14 protein-coding genes are annotated in these 17,867 nt (G+C 50.8%); 8 read left to right on the top strand and 6 right to left on the bottom strand.

The window, feature by feature from the left end:
* Positions 1–4 precede the first annotated feature (4 nt).
* The 4 genes from dprA to HZU75_RS11000 all read left to right on the top strand — a co-directional run bounded on the left by dprA (position 5) and on the right by HZU75_RS11000 (position 6,650).
* A complete protein-coding gene (gene dprA / locus HZU75_RS10985; protein ID WP_180308799.1) occupies positions 5–1,123 on the top strand; it encodes a DNA-processing protein DprA in 1,119 nt (372 codons plus the stop codon).
* Between the two features lie 2 nt (positions 1,124–1,125).
* Positions 1,126–1,584, top strand: a complete 459-nt coding sequence (locus tag HZU75_RS10990; RefSeq protein WP_180306105.1) for a DUF494 family protein — start codon at positions 1,126–1,128, stop codon at positions 1,582–1,584.
* A gap of 63 nt (positions 1,585–1,647) precedes the next feature.
* The gene (topA, locus tag HZU75_RS10995) at positions 1,648–3,942 is read left to right on the top strand and encodes a type I DNA topoisomerase (protein WP_180306106.1); all 2,295 of its coding nucleotides are present in this window, start codon (positions 1,648–1,650) and stop codon (positions 3,940–3,942) included.
* 98 nt (positions 3,943–4,040) lie between these two features.
* Positions 4,041–6,650: a bifunctional diguanylate cyclase/phosphodiesterase gene (locus HZU75_RS11000; RefSeq protein WP_180306107.1), complete on the top strand. Its 2,610-nt coding sequence runs from the start codon at positions 4,041–4,043 to the stop codon at positions 6,648–6,650.
* Between the two features lie 38 nt (positions 6,651–6,688).
* Here HZU75_RS11000 and HZU75_RS11005 read toward each other — a convergent pair whose 3' ends face one another.
* The 6 genes from HZU75_RS11005 to HZU75_RS11030 form a co-directional block, all read right to left on the bottom strand.
* Positions 6,689–7,429 carry a substrate-binding periplasmic protein gene (locus HZU75_RS11005; RefSeq protein ID WP_180306108.1) on the bottom strand — a complete coding sequence of 247 codons (741 nt, stop codon included), beginning with the start codon at positions 7,427–7,429 and terminating at the stop codon, positions 6,689–6,691.
* 127 nt (positions 7,430–7,556) lie between these two features.
* Positions 7,557–8,297, bottom strand: a complete 741-nt coding sequence (locus HZU75_RS11010; RefSeq protein ID WP_180308800.1) for an amino acid ABC transporter ATP-binding protein — start codon at positions 8,295–8,297, stop codon at positions 7,557–7,559.
* 73 nt (positions 8,298–8,370) lie between these two features.
* Entirely contained in the window at positions 8,371–9,156 is a 786-nt protein-coding gene (gene rsmA / locus HZU75_RS11015) for a 16S rRNA (adenine(1518)-N(6)/adenine(1519)-N(6))-dimethyltransferase RsmA (protein ID WP_180306109.1), read from the bottom strand.
* Between the two features lie 67 nt (positions 9,157–9,223).
* Positions 9,224–10,237: a 4-hydroxythreonine-4-phosphate dehydrogenase PdxA gene (pdxA, locus tag HZU75_RS11020; RefSeq protein ID WP_180306110.1), complete on the bottom strand. Its 1,014-nt coding sequence runs from the start codon at positions 10,235–10,237 to the stop codon at positions 9,224–9,226.
* On the bottom strand, positions 10,237–11,535 hold the full coding sequence (locus tag HZU75_RS11025) for a peptidylprolyl isomerase (protein ID WP_180306111.1): 1,299 nt from the start codon (positions 11,533–11,535) through the stop codon (positions 10,237–10,239). Before HZU75_RS11025 ends, pdxA begins: the two co-directional genes overlap by 1 nt.
* 10 nt (positions 11,536–11,545) lie before the next feature.
* The gene (locus tag HZU75_RS11030) at positions 11,546–13,648 is read right to left on the bottom strand and encodes an LPS-assembly protein LptD (protein ID WP_180306112.1); all 2,103 of its coding nucleotides are present in this window, start codon (positions 13,646–13,648) and stop codon (positions 11,546–11,548) included.
* 151 nt (positions 13,649–13,799) lie between these two features.
* Here HZU75_RS11030 and HZU75_RS11035 point away from each other — a divergent pair, with 151 nt between their 5' ends.
* The 4 genes from HZU75_RS11035 (at position 13,800) to HZU75_RS11050 (ending at position 17,684) form a co-directional block, all read left to right on the top strand.
* A complete protein-coding gene (locus tag HZU75_RS11035; RefSeq protein WP_180306113.1) occupies positions 13,800–14,792 on the top strand; it encodes an aminoglycoside phosphotransferase family protein in 993 nt (330 codons plus the stop codon).
* A gap of 27 nt (positions 14,793–14,819) precedes the next feature.
* The gene (locus tag HZU75_RS11040; RefSeq protein ID WP_180306114.1) at positions 14,820–15,119 is read left to right on the top strand and encodes a DUF1330 domain-containing protein; all 300 of its coding nucleotides are present in this window, start codon (positions 14,820–14,822) and stop codon (positions 15,117–15,119) included.
* Positions 15,120–15,149: 30 nt separating this feature from the next.
* Positions 15,150–15,830, top strand: coding sequence for an N-acetylmuramate alpha-1-phosphate uridylyltransferase MurU (gene murU / locus HZU75_RS11045; protein ID WP_180306115.1), 681 nt, complete (start codon positions 15,150–15,152; stop codon positions 15,828–15,830).
* A gap of 117 nt (positions 15,831–15,947) precedes the next feature.
* Positions 15,948–17,684: a PHA/PHB synthase family protein gene (locus tag HZU75_RS11050; RefSeq protein WP_180306116.1), complete on the top strand. Its 1,737-nt coding sequence runs from the start codon at positions 15,948–15,950 to the stop codon at positions 17,682–17,684.
* The last annotated feature ends 183 nt before the right edge of the window (positions 17,685–17,867 follow it).

Here is a 17,867-nt window from a genome sequence, read left to right on the forward strand (position 1 = left end):
GGATATGGATGAGTTGATCCCGTGGTTACGCCTGAGCTTAGTCAATGGCTTAGGCCCGCGGGGACAGATCCAGTTATTGCGGGCTCTTGGGGAGCCCGCTGCTATTTTGGCGGCACCATTGGATGTTTTGGTGCAATACGTGCCACGGCCGCTTGCGGTTGAAATCCACGCCAATCAGCAGCGTGATCTGCCACAACTAAGTGCTGCAATCGAATGGGTAAAGCGAACTGATTGTGCCATTTTGACTCTGGCGGATGACCGTTATCCCAAGAAACTACTTGATCTGCCCGATGCTCCCCCATTGCTGTATGCCATGGGGAATCTAGCTTTGTTGGATCGGCCAGCAATTAGCATCGTTGGAAGTCGTAATGCCAGTGCACAGGGCATACAAAACGCGGAAGCTTTTGCGCAGCATTTATCTTTACACGCGATCACCATTATTAGTGGTTTAGCTAGTGGTATAGATGCGGCTGCGCATCGTGGCGGTTTGGCAAATACAGGCTCAAGTATCGCGATTGTTGGAACGGGCTTAGATCGAGTGTACCCAGCTACAAATCGCACGCTGGCACATGAATTGGCTAATAATGGTTTGATTCTGTCTGAATTAGCTTTAGGTTCTCCGCCCAAAGCTGAGCATTTTCCACGGCGTAATCGAATGATTGCAGCATTGGGTCTGGGTTGTTTGGTGGTTGAAGCTGCTTTGGGGAGTGGGTCATTAATAACCGCTCGTCAGGCGGTTGAGTTGGGGCGCGAAGTGTTTGCTATTCCGGGCTCGATTCATTCTCCTCTGGCAAAAGGATGTCATCATTTGATTAAGAATGGTGCCAAATTGGTTGAGTCTGGGGCCGATATTTTTGATGAACTTGCCGCACCACTGAGTCTGTTTTCACTCCCTAATCTAACCAAAAAACCAGCCCATTCTGAAGTAGTAGAAAATCATTCCAATGACCCTGTCTTGAGCAAAATGGGCTGGGATCCAATCAATTTTGACGCATTGATTGAGCTAACTGGCTTGACTAGCGAGGCGCTGTGCGCGATTCTGTTGGGTTTGGAATTAGAAGGGCAGTTGTCTTGCTTGCCGGGTAATCGTTACCAAAGGCTCGCAGGGGCTGTGAGAAGCTGATTATGCTAGAAGTGCTGGCCTACCTTTTTGAGCAGTTTTACAACGCCGATGGCCTGCCGGATGTGTCGCAATTGGCAAAAAAACTGTCGTTGGCCGGATTCGAAGGCGAAGATATTCATGATGCGCTAGCGTGGCTGGGTGAATTAAAACAGATTGATGTCACGCCTTATCGTGCGTTGGATTCACACTCAGGTGTATTGCGTAGTTTGCAACCGATGGAGCTGGCCCGATTTAGCGATGAAGCCGCCCAATTTTTGTTTTCACTTGATGCAGCCAAAATTTTGACTGCCGGTGAACGTGAATTGGTGCTCGATCGAGTTTGGCGTGAGCCTGAGGGCGAGGTGAGTGCCGAGCGAATTAAACTGATTGTATTGATGGTGATTTGGCAAAAGCGTGACGCATTGTCTAATCTCCTGATCGAAGACCTCCTCTTTGGCCGTGATGGTGCTGCGCTGCATTAATTTAAAGCGCCACCATTGGGCACAAAGACCATTAAAACTATTGAATCTAAATAACGGGGAACCATGCCCGCAAATCTCTTAATCGTAGAGTCGCCGTCGAAGGCGAAGACGCTGCAAAAATACTTAGGCAAAGATTTCCAGATCTTGGCTTCCTACGGTCACGTGCGCGGTTTAGTCCGTAAAAATGGTTCGGTTGATCCTGAAAATGACTTCAAAATGAAGTATCAGGTGATCGACAAGAATAAAAAGCACGTCGATGCGATTTGCGATGCCGTTGAGCAGGCGGATAACGTTTACCTTGCATCCGATCCGGACCGCGAAGGTGAAGCAATTTCTTGGCATATTCTGGAAATCCTAAAAGCTAAAAAACTGCTGAAACCAGAAAAGCAGTTTAAACGCGTGGTGTTCCACGAGATTACCGAGTCGGCGGTACTCAATGCGGTCGCCAATCCACGTGATTTGGATTTCAATCTGGTCAATGCGCAGCAAGCACGCAGCGCGCTCGATTATCTGGTTGGTTTCAATCTGTCGCCGCTACTGTGGCGCAAAGTGCGTACCGGCTTGTCGGCTGGTCGCGTACAAAGCCCGGCGCTGCGCCTGATTTGTGAGCGCGAGAACGAAATCCGCGCGTTTAATGCGCAAGAATATTGGACGATTCATCTCGATACCAAAAAAGGCCGTAGCAAAGTGGCTGCCAAGCTCACCACTTGGCAAGGTAAAAAACTCGACCAGTTTGATATTCCGAATGAAGCTGAGCAAACCACGATTCTGAATGGCTTGGCAGGCAAAGATGCCGTTGTACATGCGGTTGAGAAGAAAAAGAAATCGCGTAGCCCAACTGCGCCATTTACAACTTCGACATTGCAACAGGAATCGGTGCGTAAACTAGGCTTTACCACCGATCGTGCGATGCGCACGGCGCAATCGCTGTACGAAGGGGTGAATCTAGGCGGTGAAACCGTCGGTTTGATCACCTATATGCGTACCGACTCGGTGGCCTTGTCGAACGATGCGCTGGCCGAGATTCGCGACTATATTTCGGCGAATTTTGATAAAGAATATCTGCCTAACGCGCCGATTACCTACAAAAATAAAGCCAAAAACGCGCAAGAAGCCCACGAGGCGATTCGCCCGACCTCTATCTTGCGCACGCCAGAATCGGTCAAAACATTTCTGTCGCCTGAGCAATTTAAGCTCTACCAAATGATCTGGAAACGTACGCTGTCGTGCCAGATGACACCCGCTAAGTTTGATACCGTGGCGGTTGATATTGCGGTGGGGACGGCAGAAAACCTGTTCCGCGCCACTGGCCAGACCTTGGTATTCCCAGGCTTTATCGCCGTTTATCAGGAAGACGCAGATGACGTCGAGGATGATGAAGACGAAGCGCGTCTGCCGGTCTTGACTGAAGGCGATGTGCTGCCGGTCGAAAAGATCTTCGGTGAGCAGCATTTCACGCAACCACCTCCGCGCTTTACTGAGGCGAGCTTGGTCAAATCGCTCGAAGAATTCGGCATTGGCCGCCCTTCAACGTATGCATCGATTATTTATACGCTGAAAGATCGCGAATATGTGATCTTGGACAAAAAGCGCTTCACGCCGACCGATACTGGCGAAGTGGTGAATAAATTCCTCACCGAGCACTTCACGCAATACGTGGATTACAACTTCACCGCCAAGTTGGAAGACAAGCTCGACGAGATCTCGACTGGCTCGCGTGAGTGGGTGCCGGTACTGGACGAGTTCTGGAAGAAATTCCATAAGCAGTGTGAAGAAAAGCAGGCTTTATCGCGTGCCGAAGTAACGCACGAAGCGATGGATGAAGATTGCCCGAAATGTGGCAAGCATAAACTTTCGATTCGTTTGGGTCGTCGTGGGCGTTTTATTAGCTGTAGCTCGTACCCTGAGTGTGATTACACGCGCAATATTGGCGATGATCCGAACGCTGCGCCGCTCGAGCCCGAAGTGGTGCCCGATCGTACTTGCCCGAAATGTGAATCAGCCTTGCACATTAAGGTGGGGCGTTATGGTAAGTTTATTGGCTGTTCCAATTATCCGAAGTGCAAGCATATCGAGCCATTGGAAAAACCCAAAGACACCGGTATCGAATGTCCGGAATGCCATAAAGGTAGCCTGATCGAGCGTAAGAGCCGCTATGGCAAAATGTTCTATTCGTGCAATACCTATCCGGATTGCAAATATGCAACGTGGAATCCGCCAGTGGCGGAGGCTTGCCCGCAATGTAAATGGCCGATTATGACGATCAAAGTGACTAAGCGTCGCGGTACTGAAAAGGTATGCCCACAAAAAGAGTGCGGTTACAGCGAAGTGCTGATTCCACCGCCAGCAAAAGAATAAAATGTTTTGACCAGTAAAACGGGAATTCGAATGAATTCCCGTTTTACGTTTGCATTAAGCGAAAACTGACCAAATTTTGACTCGAGGGTTTCTTCTTGTTGTCTGATTCAATTGCTTTTTCTGGTTTGGCCAGCTCTGAACAGCAAGCGCTGGGTACCTACCATACCTATTTCAACGCATTTGATAATGTGGTGAGCATTCTTGCGCATCCGGATAACCCTGAGTACCTAGTCGAAATGCTGCAAGTGCTGGGCATTGCTTCGCGCAGTAGTATGACTGGTTTGTATTTAAACGATGAGCAAGGACGATCGGCAAAATTAGTGGCCGCATGGCGAGATGCCGATTTCCATTTGCTGGAATATACCCCCACCCCGTTTTTGTCACTGGATTATGACCAGTATTCCCTACTGGCAGATACCCTTGCTGTGGGTATGGTATTGAATAAATCACTGCTGGAATTGCCGTTAGCCGAGCAGATGTTGCTGGCTCAGGTGGGGATACGGCAGTTGCTGTGTATTCCACTGCTGCAACGCGGTGAGTTATTCGGGTTTTTGGCCTTTTTGAATGATGATGATAGTCGTGCGCGCGATTCGATTGAGCTGCGTTTGCTGGCTATGCTGTCTAATCATGTAGCGCAATCACTGGGTAAAGCCAAGCTAGAAGCTGAAGCCATGGCCAATCAGCAGCGCCTGCGTGCGTTGGTCGGCGCAACTCAGGATATGGTGTTTGAACTGGATGAACATGGTGTGATTCGTCATGTCTGGTCGGGTCATCCTGCCTTGCCGGCCGCCGAAACCTTGCTAGATCGGCCAATGGCCGCTGTTTTGCCATATGAATTGGCGCATGAATTGATTCGTTACCTACCCAGTATTTTGTCAGGGCAGGTGAGCAAGCAATTTAATTGCGTGCTCTCCCAGCTCGATATTTGCCTGCTGGTACGAGTTCAGCCCTTAGGTGATGAGCAAAAGCGCAGTGCCGTGGTGTTGTTGCAGGATGTTTCGGCTTTGATGCATGATGCCGCGCGCAAGAAAACCATGCTCGAAACCCTGAATTTGCTTGAAGAGGCGATCGTTGATTTATTGCCAAACGGTAGTTTGATCGAGGCCACCGGCGCATGGGCACAGTTGCGTGGTATTGAGCCGCGGTCGATGACGCAAGATTTAGGCCGCTCACTTTGTTCTTGGGTATTTCCAGAGGATTTATCCCGTGTTACCCAGTTGATCGAGAAACAACTCAAATCCAAAACCGCGACCAGCGAGCGTTTTCGCTTTTTGCGTGCGGATGGCGATTTTATCTGGGTTGAGCTGCGCCTGATTACTCATTTTGGCCCTGATGAGCGAGCGACGGCATTGCGTGGCGTGCTCCGTGATGTCACGGTGGCGCATTTAAATGAGCAAAACATCACGCATATGGCGCTCTACGATGGCTTAACGCATCTGCCAAATCGTTTGTTGCTGGATAACGAGATTCATCGTGCTATCGATGAGGCCGCGCGTGAGCATCGCAAAGTGGGGCTGGGCTTTGTCGATTTGGATCATTTTAAACAAATCAACGATGCCTTTGGCCATAAAACCGGCGATGATTTGCTGGTGCTTCTCTCGCAACGCTTACGCGATGCCTTGCCAGAAAATGCCCTACTGGCGCGCTGGGGCGGTGATGAGTTTGTGGCGCTGGTCCCCGATGTTGAAAGCCAAAAGCAGTTGGCGGGGATTGCCGAGCAGCTGCGTTTGGCTGCTCGCCAGAGCATGATCATCAATGGTATGGAAACCCAGCCGACCATTTCGGTTGGCTTTGCCATTTACCCTGATAACGCAGAAAGTGGCGAGGAGCTACTCTCCGCGGCTGACCATACGATGTACCACGCCAAGCATGCAGGGCGTAATAGCGTGTGTTTCTACAGCGATATTGTCCATCTCAAGGCGCTGGGTCGTGAGCATGTTGCGATTCAATCGCGGCTTTCGAGCGCGATCCGGCATGGCGGGCTGCAAGTTTTTTATCAGCCGATCGTAAATGCCCGCACTGGCGAGATTATTGCAGTTGAAGCATTGGCACGTTGGATGGACGATAAGAGTGGTTGGATCAGCCCTGAGTTGTTTATTCCAATGGCTGAGAAAGTCGGCCTGATTCAGGAATTATCCGAGCAGATCATGCTGCAATCGTTTGCCAAATTGCGCGACTGGCGCGATTCGGGCCTAAGCCAAAAGCTGATGATTAATGTCTCGCGTAGCCAGTTGTATCTGCCCACTTTTGTTACCAGCTTGGTGGAGCGCCTCAGTCAATTTAAATTGCGCCCCAGTGATGTGATCGTTGAAGTCACTGAAAGCGTGGCATTGACCGATTATGCGCGGCAAATGCGCCATTTACGCCAGCTTAGCGATGCGGGTTTCGTGCTGGCGATTGATGATTTTGGCACCGGCTACTCATCGCTATCCCAGCTACATGAAATGCCGGCCAAAATGCTCAAAGTCGATGTGTCATTCTCGCAGCGACTCCACACTGATGAGGGGCGGCGGGTGATGCAAGCCATTGCGCAAATGGCGCAAGGATTGCAGCTGGATCTGGTGATTGAAGGCGTTGAAAGTCTGGAAACCGTCCGCTTTTTGCAAGGCTTGGGCGTGAATTATATGCAAGGCTTCTATTTCAGCCAGCCAGTTCCTTGCGGGGTGGCTGAGCTGTGGATGCGTCTGGGGCTTACCGGAAAACTATAATGCTATTAGGGTAGGGTATCTGCTGGTAAGGTATGCAGTTATTTGCTTTGGTAGTTATACGGGTGGATTTTTGCCTGCCAAACTGGATCTTTGCTCAGTTGATCTACAGTTTTAACCACATATTTGCTTAGGGCGGGATTGTTAGGGCTGATCAGCACTAGCCGTTCGTAGCGATTGCGTGGTTTGTTGGCACTGAGCAAGCCTTGAACTGTAGCAGGGTTGTTGAGCTTTAGTTCAATCCAGCTGCTGTGGGGTGCAAAGAGAAAATCGACGCGCTTTGCCTGTAGCTTTTTAAAATTCATTTCTTGGTTTGGCGCATCATCGCGCAGTATTTTTCCTGCATTAATGAGTGCTTCAAATTCCGCATAGCGATGCCCTAAAATCCCGCCTAGCGTCAGCCCTTGCAGGCTTTCCGGGGTATCAAACTGCACGCTGTGACTGCTAATAACCAAATCCGCATCCTGCATCAGCGGGCTAGTCCAAACATAGCGAGATTTACTTTCGTCCCTAAACCAGACAGGGGAAACCCAGGGTATCAAGCCCTGCCAGTTGGGCTCCTCCAGTAGTTTATCTAATCGTTTGCGAGGCAGGATTTGCACTTCAAAGCGATACAGCCCTTTGCTATGTTCGGTGAGCGCTTTGGCCAGGTCCTGACTTAATCCTCTGCCATCGGGGTACCAGAAGGGGGGATAGTCATATTGTGAATAGATGACGATCTGCTCGCTCGCTATGGCGAACGAACTAAGTAGCATGGCCACAATGAAGGATGGCATCTGCATAAGGACTCCCGCAATTTTGTTTGATTTTAGTTCAAAATCAGATGGGCGCTGAATGCTTTTCGAGTGATGGGTATATTAAAAAAGCCAATCAAATGATTGGCTTTAGGGTGTATACGCTGAGGGGGTATTATTGATGCATCGGGGCCAGAATCTGGCGCAAGAACTGTTGCGCCCGTTCGGTTTTTGGCGCGGTGAAGAACGCTTCTGGCGTGGTGTCTTCCAGAATTTCGCCGTGATCGAGGAAAATCACCCGATCAGCCACTTCACGCGCAAAGCCCATTTCATGCGTGACCACCATCATGGTCATGCCCGACTCAGCTAGCGACTTCATCACCTCCAGCACTTCGCCGATCATTTCCGGGTCGAGTGCGCTGGTCGGCTCATCAAACAGCATGACGCGAGGGTTCATCGCCAAACCACGTGCAATCGCCACCCGTTGCTGCTGGCCACCGGATAGATTACTTGGGTAAGCCTCTTTTTTATGGGCAAGGCCAACGCGCTCGAGTAATTCGAGCGCCTTTTTATTGGCCTCTTCAACGGATTGTTTCTTGACCTGAATCGGCGCGAGCGTGATGTTATCCAGTACCGATAAATGCGGGTAAAGGTTGAAGTGCTGAAAGACAAAACCTACTTCTTCGCGCAGTTTATTGATGTCGGTTTTGGGGTTGTTCGCCTGAATACCATCGACCCAGATTTCACCGTCATTAATCGCTTCAAGCTGATTAATGGTACGAATCAGCGTGGATTTGCCCGAGCCCGACGGGCCGCACACAACAACCACTTCACCCTGCTTAACTTCAAAATTGAGGTTTTTAAGTACATGGTGGTGGGGGCCATACCATTTATTAACTTGCTGGAAGCGGATCATGCTGGTGTTCGTATTCATCAATCAAGCCTTTGATTCTGCAATCTTCTGGGGGCTAAGCCTAGCGGGGAAAACCCTAGTTTTTCAGTGCGTTTGATAGCGCGACATATTGTGCCACGCTAACATTCTCTGGCCGCATGCTCGGCTCGATGCCGACTGCTGCCAAGACTTCATCATTGGCGATGCCTTTCAGATTATTGCGGATGGTTTTACGGCGCTGTGCAAACGCTGTTTGTACCAGATTGCGAAGATGTTCTTCGTCTTTGGCGGGGTGTGGCAACACATCATAAGGCACCATACGCACCACGGCTGAATCGACTTTGGGCGGCGGATCGAAACTTTCTGGTGGCACATCAATGATGTGATCCATTAGGTAGCGGTATTGCAGCATGATGGACAAGCGGCCGTAATCGGTCGTGCCCGGTTCGGCCACCATGCGATCGACCACTTCTTTTTGCAGCATAAAATGCATGTCGTAAATCACATCGCCAAAGCTGGCCAGATGGAACAGCAGCGGTGTGGAGATGTTGTAGGGCAGGTTGCCGACCAGCTTAATCCGACCACCCGGCGCAATCTCGCGCGCCAAAGCGCCAAAATCAAACATCAGCGCGTCGCAATTGTGAATCACGAGCTGCTCTGGGGTATAACGCGCCGACAAATGTGCGACGATATCGCGGTCGATTTCCACCACATGCAGTTGTGGTACGCGCGCCATCAGTGGAATGGTTAAGGCGGCTAGGCCGGGGCCAATCTCGACAATCGCGTCTTCTTTGTGTGGGTCAACGGCGTTGATAATGCTGGCGATCACGCCTTGGTCTTGCAAAAAGTTTTGGCCAAAACGTTTGCGTGGAATATGTGCCATGTTGTCCTAATGGGCAGTGCTTGGATTTGCAGCGGTGCGTTGGTGACGGCACGCTGTCGTAGCCAGGCTATGCAAATGAATGAGTTGATAATTGTGCCGCAAGCTGGGTCGCCGCGATCAGGCTGCCGATATCGGCCTTGCCTGTGCCTGCCAGATCCAGTGCGGTGCCATGATCGACCGAGGTGCGAATAATCGGCAAACCCAGCGTGATATTAATGCCCGCGCCAAAGGTTGCGAATTTAAGCACCGGCAGACCTTGATCATGGTACATCGCCAGCACTGCGTCACCTTGCGCCAGGATGGGCGGATTAAACAGCGTATCGGCAGGGAGTGGGCCGATCAAATGCAGGCCTTCGGTGCGCAATTGCTCTAGCACCGGAATAATCACATCGATTTCTTCACGCCCCATATGACCGGATTCGCCAGCATGCGGATTGAGACCCGCGACAATAATGCGCGGCGCAGCAATACCAAATTTGCTGCGTAAATCAGCATCCAAAATACGCAAAGTAGTGGTGAGTGATGCAGCATTTAATGCGGCGGGCACATCTTTCAATGGCAGGTGTGTCGTGGCCAGCGCCACGCGCATCTGCTGTTGATTGCCATATTCACCGGCGAGCATCATTACGACTTGCGGAGTATTGGTCTGCTCGGCAAGGTATTCGGTGTGTCCAGAGAAATACCCCTTGCCATCACCGTGAATGCCTTCGTTAATCACGCCTTTGTGGATTGGTGCGGTCACCATCGCGGCAAATTCACCGTTTACACAGCCTTGGGTCGCACGATCAAGCAGTGCGAGCACATAGCTGGCATTACGCGGCTCCAGTTGGCCGGCGATGCTCGGAGTGGCAAGCGCAATGTGCAGTATCGAAACCAGGGCTGGCTGAGTTGGGTCGTAGTCGGGCCACGCTGCGACGCGGCCGACATCCAAGCCCAGTTGTGCCGCCCGAGCGAATAGCAGCTGACGATCTGCCAGAATGACGATCGGGCAGGGTATTTGTCCTAGAGCCATCTGCAATGTGATCTCTGGGCCGATACCTGCTGGCTCTCCTGTGGTGATCGCCAGTGCTTGCTGTGACATTACTCGTCCTTCAGTCGGGTGACAACGCGTGCGCGATCACGTAATTGGCGCAGCCAGTCTTCGTATTGCTCTTCCGCTTTGCGCTGACCCAATTCTTTGCGGATTTTAAAGCGTGCCTGTTCTTGGGTGACGTCCTGATCGCGGCGTTCAAGCACCTGAATCAGGTGAAAGCCAAATGGCGATTGCACTGGCATGCTAATTTCATTGGGCGCTAGCGCATTCATTGCTTCTTCAAACGCGGGTACTGTTTCACCAGGATTGAGCCAGCCCAAGTCGCCACCTTTGCTTGCGCTGGTGTCATCAGAGAATGATTTGGCCATCACAGCAAAATCTTGCCCGGCAACAATGCGCTCGCGCATTTGGAGTAATTTCTGGCGCGCATCGGTGGTGGAGATGACTTCATTGCTGCGGATCAGAATATGTCGTGCATGAGTCTGTTTGACGATGACACGCTCTTCCTGACTGCGCTTGTCGACCAATTTGAAAATATGGAAGGCAACCGGGGTACGAACAATATCGGTGTATTCACCAGGCTGAAGCTTATCGAGCAAGGCCGTGAAGGCTGGTGGCAAAGAGCCCGCCGGACGCCAACCTAAGGTACCGCCTTTGGTGGCATTCGGGTCGTTTGAGTAACTTGCCGCTACGGTAGCAAATGATTTGCCGCCCTCGATTTCTTGGCGAGCAGCCTGAATACGCGCTCGTTTAGCCGCAATTTGTTCTGGGCTTGCATTTTCTGGAATGTTGATCTGGATTTGCGCCAAATCATATTCCATCTTGGCCTTGCCGGCCGAGACTTTCAGATAGTCATCGATCTCCGATTCTGTCACCACCACTTTGCTGTCAACTTCACGCTCTTTCAGGCGGCCAAGTAGAATTTCTTGGCGGATATCATCGCGAAATTGGCGCCAAGTCACGCCAGTGCTTTCCAAGCGTTTGCGAAACTCTGGCACTGAGAGCTGGTTTTGTTCGGCCAGATTATTGATTGCCATTTCTAGCTGTTTATCATCAACCCGTAGCCCGATTTTATCGGCGTATTGCACTTGCACCTGATCAAGAATCATCCGATCCAGCACTTGCTGTTGCAGTACCTCGTCAGGAGGGAGTTTGATTTTCTGGCGCTCAAGGTTAGCTTTGATCGTTGCCACTTTATGATCAAGCTCTACTTGAGTGATTGCATTGCGATTGACTACCGCAACGACACGATCAACGGTGACCACCTCGGCCAATGCGACGTGGCTCAGAAGCGCTGCCAATAATACGGCGCTGAGTTTTTTACCTGATATCAGACTAAATGTCATACGATGCCTATTAACGCAGTTTGGGCGAAGAGTAAGTGTCGGCGTAGCCGGGAATGGATTGACGCAATACTGAGATTGGGTTCATCCCTATCCCTGCCAAACCACCAAGTTCCAATAAGAGGAAGTAGTTTAATTTGTATTTTTGATCTGTGCGGATATAACGTTGGGTTGCCAAGCGCAATGCCCAACATCCGGCATTATATTCAAGCCCTGCTAGTGCCTCTAGCGATTGATTATCTTTGAGCGAGTAGTTGTAGCGGGCTACACCATACCAACCGCCGCCCAGTGGCCACTGACCGCTGGCATCCAGCTGCTCGGTTTTGCTAATCCGGTTCACGCTATAACGCAGATTTAGCGATTTAAAATCACTTTGTGACCAATTGAAATTCAGATCCGCGCGTACCGTGCGGTCGTTGCGCAAATCTTGTTGCAGGGTATAGCTTGCACGAATGTCATACGGCAGTGTTCCACCCAGCATTAGCAATAAATCCGATGATTTCACATCATTAGTGCTATTGGTCGTACTAATGCCAACCTTAGGAGACGATAAGTAAATGCGTTGTCCTAAGCCCGCGTAAAAGCGTTCTACCCCGTTATCATCATCAAACACTCGGCTGCTGAGTGCTAAAGTAATTTCGTTGGCATCATTAATGCGATCGTTGCCGGAATATTTGTTTTCGGAAAACAGCGATGACCAAGACAGATCGGTTTCACCACTGTCATAGTTTGGCAGGTGCGACTGATCTTTGAATGGTACGTACAAATAATACAGTTGTGGTTCCAAAGTTTGAACAATATTGCTGCCAAATAAACTGCCTTCGCGTTCAAAGAATAAGCCGGTGTGTACGCTGGCGATCGGTAATACGCGGTCTTCGCTACCTAAGTCTTGCCCAGTCCCAGTTTCACTTCGATAGTGCGTCGCATGCACGCCAATTTTGGGCGTAATAAAGCTGTACTGATTGGCTAGAGGCAGGCTCACTGTTGGATAAATCCAGCTGCGGTCGCCTTGTGTTTTGATGTCATGGCCAAAGCGAGTTACTTCTGCTGTGACGCTGGTTTGCGTACCGCCGCCAAGATTTGGAGTATAGCTGCCATACCATTGAGGCAGGCGTTTATACGGCTCTTCGACTAACGTGCTACTAGTTTGCAGCGTTTGATATTGTTGCGCGCGGAGATACGTAGACCAGTTGCTGCCGCTATAAGACAGCACCGCTTCCTGCGGCAGATTCACCTGCGAAGCAACCGCTAGACGATCACCAAAATCGCTAAAGTAGTAATCGTCAGAAACTCGCTGGTAGTTCAAGTCCAGTCGCAGTCGGTCTGCCAATTGCTGGCTGTGCTGAAATAGCACGCTATAGCGCCGATCATCGGTCATGCTATCGTTAATGCCTTCAAGCTTCACTTGACCTCTAAATTCAGGCTGGAGATAGCGAAATTCGCCGCCCAGCATCAGCCCGCGTTTGCTGAAGTAGCTTGGGAAAATCGTGGCATCGTAATTGGGCGCAATATTCCAATAAAACGGCTGGGTGAACTCAAAGCCATTGGTATTGCTGTAATTAAAGTTCGGCATTAGAAAGCCGGTTTTACGGCTGCCATCGAGCGGGAAATCGATCCATGGGTAATAAAATACTGGTACAGATTGAAACTCCAACCAGCCGTGCCAGGCTTGCCCATAGTTTTGCGTATAGTCCAGCTGCATTTCTTTGGCATGCATAAACCAAGCATTTTGCTCGGGTGTGCAGGTCGTCATTGAGCCCGTTTGAATGCGGTATTTGTCTTTACCCTCAAACAACACTTTGACCGCTTCCCCGCGTGCCATGCCTTGGCCCATCAAGTAGGTTGCATCTTCCAGTTCGCCTTCGCGCGCTGTCACTGCAATATCTAAGCGCTTACCGGTGAGGGTATCGCCGTCTTTTTCCATCGTGACCTTATCACCGGCATGCACCATATCGGTCTGTTGCTGGTATTTCACCCAGTCCGCTTTAATCTCGACCGCGTCGCGATTAATGATGACGTTGCCTTTGGCCTCGGTGTAATCCCCTTCTTGCACATTGGCTTGATCCGATTCGATGAAAATAGGTGGCTCGGGCGTAGCGGCAGGGCTTTGAGCCATGCTGTGAGCGGCCAGAAAACACGGCAGCGCAGCTAGCGAGAGCTTTAAAATAGTGAGGTGAAATGGTGGTGAATGATGCACCCGCATGTGGCCTTGTTCAGCTAACTGGTAGAATTGCGTGATATTAGCAGATTTGAGAGTAATTCTTCCTATGAACCGACAAGAACAAATTACCAACTGGTTGCAAGCTGAGCAAGGTACAGCTCCGCTTTCCCTCGTCCTCGCAGCGGCGGATGCCAGTGTGCGCCAGTATTGGCGTGCCAGCTGGAGTGATCGTAGTTTAATTGTGATGGACTTTGACCCCGCCAGCTTTGATGCGCAGCCATTTTTAGCGCGTCAGGCGCAATTGGCTGGTGCAGGTGCTGCAGTGCCTGCGCTGCTGGGGCAGGATTTGAGTTTGGGGCTGGTGGCATTGGAAGACTTGGGCGATGCCACGCTGGCGAGTGTATTGAACGAAGAGAATGCCAAAGCATGGTATCTGCGTGCAATCCATGACCTGGTTCAGCTACAAGCACATACCCTCGATGAGGGGCTGCCTGTATTTGACGGCGCGTTTATTCAGCGCGAGCTCGATATCTGTCGTGAATGGTATTTTGGCAAACAATTTAATACCGAGTTGGCCGATAAAGAGTTGGCGATCTGGGAGCGCTCATGTGCGCTGATTACGCTGGAAGTGTTGCAACAGCCTACCGTTTTCATGCATCGCGATTACCATTCACGCAATTTGATGGTCAAAGATGATCAGTTGCGTGTGATTGATTTTCAAGATGCTGTGAAAGGGCCGATTGCTTACGATTTAGTGTCGTTGCTACGCGACGCTTATGTAACGTGGAACGAGGCCTTTGTGCTGGATTTGGTGATACGTTACTGGGAAATGGCACGCGATGCCGGCCTGCCTGTGCACGAAGACTTTTCTGACTTTTATCGCGCCTTCGAGTGGGCGGGTTTGCAGCGCCATATCAAAATCTTGGGCCTGTTTGCGCGGCTTAATTACCGTGATGGCAAAGATCGCTATCTGGCCGATCAACCTCGCGTGTTTGAGTATGTGCGTCAAGTTTGTCTGCGCTACCGCGAGCTAACCCCACTGGGGCGTTTGTTGCTCAATTTGCACGGCACGCCGGTGGAAACAGGGTTTAGTTTCTAACTAGTTCCAAATGCTCGGAGGCGCCGCATGTCCAAAGTATATTGCATCGTAAATATCCTTAAAATCAACGATTCAGCACGATTTGCCGAATATGTTGCTGGACATGCGGCCTCGATTGCCCAATATGGTGGGCGCTTTCTGGTTAAAGGCGATGCGGGCGAGGTGCTCGAAGGTACGCTTGCCAGTAATTTGATGGTGGTGCACGAATTTCCCAGCGAAGCTCAATTTCGCGCTTGGTACGATTCGCCCGAGTACCGCCCGTGGAAAGCGTTGCGCCAATCCTGTGCCGAAGTGACGGTGATTTTAAGTCGTGGCTGCGCCGATTAAGCGCCTCAGCCAAATGTTCTGGATATAAGCATGAAAGCCATGATTCTGGCCGCTGGCCGGGGCGAGCGGATGCGCCCGCTCACTGATTTCACCCCCAAACCCTTGCTTGATGTTGCAGGTACGCCCTTGATTGGCTGGCATCTCCGGCATCTTGTCGCGTCGGGCATTGATCAGATCGTGATCAACCACGCATGGCTAGGTCAACAGATCGAAGATGCTTTGCAAGACGGGGTGGCCTATGGTGCGCAGATTCAATACTCCGCCGAAACCAGCGCGCTGGAAACCGCCGGTGGCATCGCCACTGCTTTGCCGCTGCTGGGTAATGCGCCGTTTCTGGTTGTAAATGGCGATGTTTTTACCGATATCGATTTTGGGCAAGCCACTTTGCAATCGTTAGGCGAAGGTATCTTGGCTCATTTGATTTTGGTTCCCAATCCGCCGCAACACCCGGATGGGGATTTTGCACTGTGCAACGGCAAGGCGCAGTCGGAAGGGGCGATCAAATACACTTTCAGCGGTATCGGTCTTTATCATCCGGCCTTGTTTGCCAATACTCTACCCGAGCAGCCTGCCAAATTGGCACCTTTGCTGCGCGCTGCCATGGCGCAGGGGCAAGTCAGCGCGTCAGTGCACTCAGGTTTGTGGCTTGATGTGGGGACCGTTGAGCGGCTAGAACTGGCGCGCGCTATAGCTGGGCAGCAAAACCGCTAAGCTGTGGCGGCATTTTGAGCGTGCACGCAAGGCGAGGCGCATAATTTCGCAAAAGTGCATTGAAAAATGCTGCACTGCAGCGTAGATTGAGAGATATCGCCTGCGGGGAGCACGATCATGCCAGAAACGATTTTTTCTCAGTTTTATGCCGAGCAACAACAGCGTTTTGAGCAGTTACAGCATCAATTGCGTCAGACATTCGATCCCTTTGGCTTAGGGGAAACCACGCTAAAAGCACAAAAGGCCTGGCTACAGCACCCAGACCAGCTCTATCAGGCTTATACCAGCTACGCCAATGATCTAGTACGGCTGCAGGGTTTTACCTTGCGGCGCTATTGGGGTGAGCCGGATACCGATGTGATTGTGCCGCACCCCGATGATCCCCGCTTTGTTGACCCTATCTGGTGTGATTCACCATTTTGGGACAGCCTGAAAGAATGGTACTTACTCAACACCCGCTGGTTGCAAAATAATCTGTATGCCACGCCTGGTTTGAATGAACAAGAACGCAGCATTTCTGCCTTTTGGTTGCGACAAGTGCTTAATGCGCTGGCGCCGACTAATTTCCTGCTGACTAATCCAACTGCGCTGGCCACGGCATTGGAAAGTAAGGGTGTGAGCCTGGTTAAGGGCCTGGACAACTTCATGCGTGATATGGCCAATGGCGATATTGCGATGACCGATCTGGATGCGTTTACCGTTGGCGAAAATCTGGCCACTACGGAAGGTGCCGTGGTGTATCGCGGTAAACTGCTTGAAGTGATTCATTATGAGGCCAATACCCCCACGGTGCATAAGGTGCCGCTGGTGCTGGTGTCGCCGTGGATCAATAAATATTACGTGCTTGATCTCAATCCGCAGAAAAGCATTATCAAATATCTGGTTGACCAAGGCTTCTCGGTGTTTGTGACTAGCTGGAAAAACCCCGATAGCAGCATGGCCGATGTTAGCCTTGATGATTACCTGACCGATGGGGTCGCGCAGATTATTGAAGTAGCGCGCGAAATTTCGGGTAGCCCGAAGGTCAATCTGCTGGGTTATTGCATTGGCGGCACTTTAGTGAGCACTTATCTGGCTTGGGCTAATCGTGCTAAGGCGGCTGGCGTGCTAGCCGATGTACCGGTTGAGTCCGCTACCTTGCTGACCACATTGACCGATTTTGCCCGGCCGGGTGATATTGAAGTGTTTATTGATCAAGATGGCCTCGATTTCATTGATAACATCATGGATAAGAAAGGCTATCTGGATGGTAAAGAGATGGCTGCGAGCTTTCGCTTGCTGCGCAGCAATAGCCTGATCTGGAATTACTGGGCTAGTAATTATCTGCTGGGTGAAACACCGATGGCGTTTGATGTGTTGTATTGGAATATGGATACCACGCGGATGCCCAAAAAAATGCACCGCAGCTATTTGCGTGATTTGTATTGGTCCAATAAATTGGTGCAGCCCGATGCGCTTCACCTAGCGGGGCAGCCGATTGATTTGGCGCAGATTAGCCAGCCGATTTATATGGTCAGCGCCGAAGAAGACCATATTGCGCCTTGGAAGCAAACCTTCACTTTGGTGAATCGGGTCTCTGGGCCAGTGCAATTTACCTTATCGACCTCGGGCCACATTATTGGCATCATCAACCCGCCCGGGCCAAAATGTAAACGCAGCTACTGGCAAGGTATTCCCACCGCAGGCCAAGATGCCGACGCTTGGTTGCAAGGCAAACAACAAGTGGCCGGCTCATGGTGGCCTAATTGGGTGGAGTGGCTACGTCCTTATTCGGGTAATCAAGTCAAACCGAAGTTATCGAGCCGTAAACACGCCAAACTGTGCGCAGCACCCGGAACTTATGTCTTGGAATAAGCGTCTTGCCTAGGCAATGAATGTTTGTTTTTAAGCAACATCAATGACACGCCAGCATCCTACAATGCTGGCGTGTAGTTTTTTTATCTCGCCTCTATGCCATTGGGCTTAGGCTCGGCGATAATGCAGCACCCATTTTTTACCTTGGTTTGAGCACGGTTTTCAGACAAACTGTGGCTGAGC

The organism is Chitinibacter fontanus (genome assembly GCF_013423785.1).
In the GTDB taxonomy this organism is placed as follows: Bacteria; Pseudomonadota; Gammaproteobacteria; order Burkholderiales; family Chitinibacteraceae; genus Chitinibacter; species Chitinibacter fontanus.